Source organism: Spiroplasma endosymbiont of Megaselia nigra (genome assembly GCF_003987485.1).
GTDB lineage: Bacteria > Bacillota_I > Bacilli_A > Mycoplasmatales > Mycoplasmataceae > Spiroplasma.
The window spans coordinates 1-2,032 of record NZ_RCOO01000193.1; the positions used below are offsets into that span (position 1 = coordinate 1).

The window sequence follows — 2,032 nt, forward strand, 5'->3', positions numbered from 1 at the left end:
AATTCTTTTTTCTAAAATCTCATTATGTTTTTGAACAGTGACATTTTTACGATTAGTAATCGTTGATGCTAAATTAAGATAATAACTATCAATATCATATTCTTTTTTTATCTTCTTTTTCGCTGGTAACAATCCCATTTATAACACCTCATTATTTTGTATCTTCTTTTTTAATAACATACTCAATATTATCTTGTTTTTTATCTTTTTTAAAAAATTCAAAAATTTTATCAATTAAATAAACTAAAACACCACTAATAAGTAATGATAAGCCAATATAAAAATATTCTGGTCATGAAATTTCAATTACTTTAAACGCTTTGCAAAAAAATAACACAATTGCACTTATTATTAAAATTGCTCCTAATCCCCAAATAAATATTTTGCGAATTAATAATAAAATTTCTGATTTATAATCTTTTAAATTCATTTATAACACCTCATGTTTTTTCTAAATTATTTTTTTCTTTTTAATTATAATTTTCATCTATAAATTTTTACTCCTAATAAATTAACGTTTATTTGTAATTAATTTATTATCATTTTTAATTGCAATATTTTTTTAATCTTAATTATCTTCGTTAATTTATTGTAACTCTTCTAATTTTAGAATTGTTGGCGAATATTCATCACCTGTCATTGAAATTACTAATTTATGATTATTAGGAGAATTGTCTGCATTTAAAAAACCAATCCTTGTTGCTCCACCCGCTCCCAAGGCTAAACTAGTTGAAATAGTTTGCAAACCCCCATGATTATCTTTACATTCAAAACAAGTTGTTATAACAAAATCTGCGGTTGGTCGTTCTCAAACAAAATAAACTTTATATTTTTTTCCTAAAATAAATTTATATTTAATTTCTTTTTCACTTACTCTTTTTCCAACTTCTTTTCACTGTTCAACACTTTCTTTTAAAGCATAATGTTCATTAACATATTTAGTAGTTGGTAATGTGTCATCTGTTGCTTCTAGTCCTAGCGTTTTGTTTGTTTTAATAACACTAAAATCTGCAACTTGGTCATTATTTTGAAAGCTTGGGTCTCATATTCTTAATTCACCAGTTTCATCATTAAAATCAGCATTATTATGTTTACTAGAATTCGGCATTAAAATAATTTTATTTTGTTTTAAATTTGAAACAGCAATTTCTCCATTATCATTTTTAATGATAGTTTTATTATCAAATGGAACACTTATTTCATTTTTGTTATTTTTAATAATACTTTTATTGTCAATCTTAGTTTTTTCTTTTTCTATTAAAGCATCAACTTCTAATTGAGTATAATATGCTTCTAAATCTATCATAGTTAAATCAATACCTTCTTCTTGAAAAGTACGAAACATTTTCTTTAAAGTTGTTAAATTAGCCAATGATTTTGCATAGGTAGGCAATAGACCTTGTCATGTTGCCATAGGGTCATTTTGTGAAGAATAATTAATATTACCAACACTCATATTTGCCGAAGTAAAAAACTCAATTGGAATGCGGTTAAATGTTCAATGCTCAATCGTAATAAACACCATATTAATACAAATTTTCTTTAATAATGGGTCTTTAAATGTTTCAAATTTTAGTTTTGAAAATGGATAGTTTAAATATGAATTAATCATATTTTGGGCTCTTAAAGCAAATGTTTTAAATCATAATTCTACATCACCTTTAAAGAACTTATTATAACGAACTGGAACTTGTGTAATTTTACCTGTCATTGGAATAAAATTATTATAATTTTCCAAAGTAACATTTTTTCATAATTCATTTAGCATTTAATCACCTCCTTATCATTTACTTTTTTTAGAATATATTTTCTTTAATATAAACTTTTTACTATTTAGTAATGTTTTTGTTTTAATTGTTTTGTTTAAATCTTGTTTTGTTCTGAATTGCTTGTATGTTTGAAATGCTAATCCTTTACCCAATAAACTAGTAATCGCACTATCTTCTAGCGTATTTAACAATTTATCTTTATTAAAGTTATTTTTAAATTGTTCTTGCATTTTTAATATCTTAGCAATTGTCCGATATATTTT

3 protein-coding genes are annotated in these 2,032 nt (G+C 23.9%); all 3 read right to left on the bottom strand.

Annotated elements, in window-relative coordinates; all coding sequences use genetic code 4:
• Positions 1-151: 151 nt before the first annotated feature.
• Positions 152-430, bottom strand: a complete 279-nt coding sequence (locus D9R21_RS05995; protein WP_126821486.1) for a hypothetical protein — start codon at positions 428-430, stop codon at positions 152-154.
• 156 nt (positions 431-586) lie between these two features.
• Positions 587-1,768 carry a hypothetical protein gene (locus D9R21_RS06000; RefSeq protein WP_126821487.1) on the bottom strand — a complete coding sequence of 394 codons (1,182 nt, stop codon included), beginning with the start codon at positions 1,766-1,768 and terminating at the stop codon, positions 587-589.
• A 12-nt stretch (positions 1,769-1,780) separates the two neighbouring features.
• A partial coding sequence (locus D9R21_RS06805) for a hypothetical protein (protein ID WP_158613948.1) occupies positions 1,781-2,032 on the bottom strand: 252 nt, incomplete at its 5' end.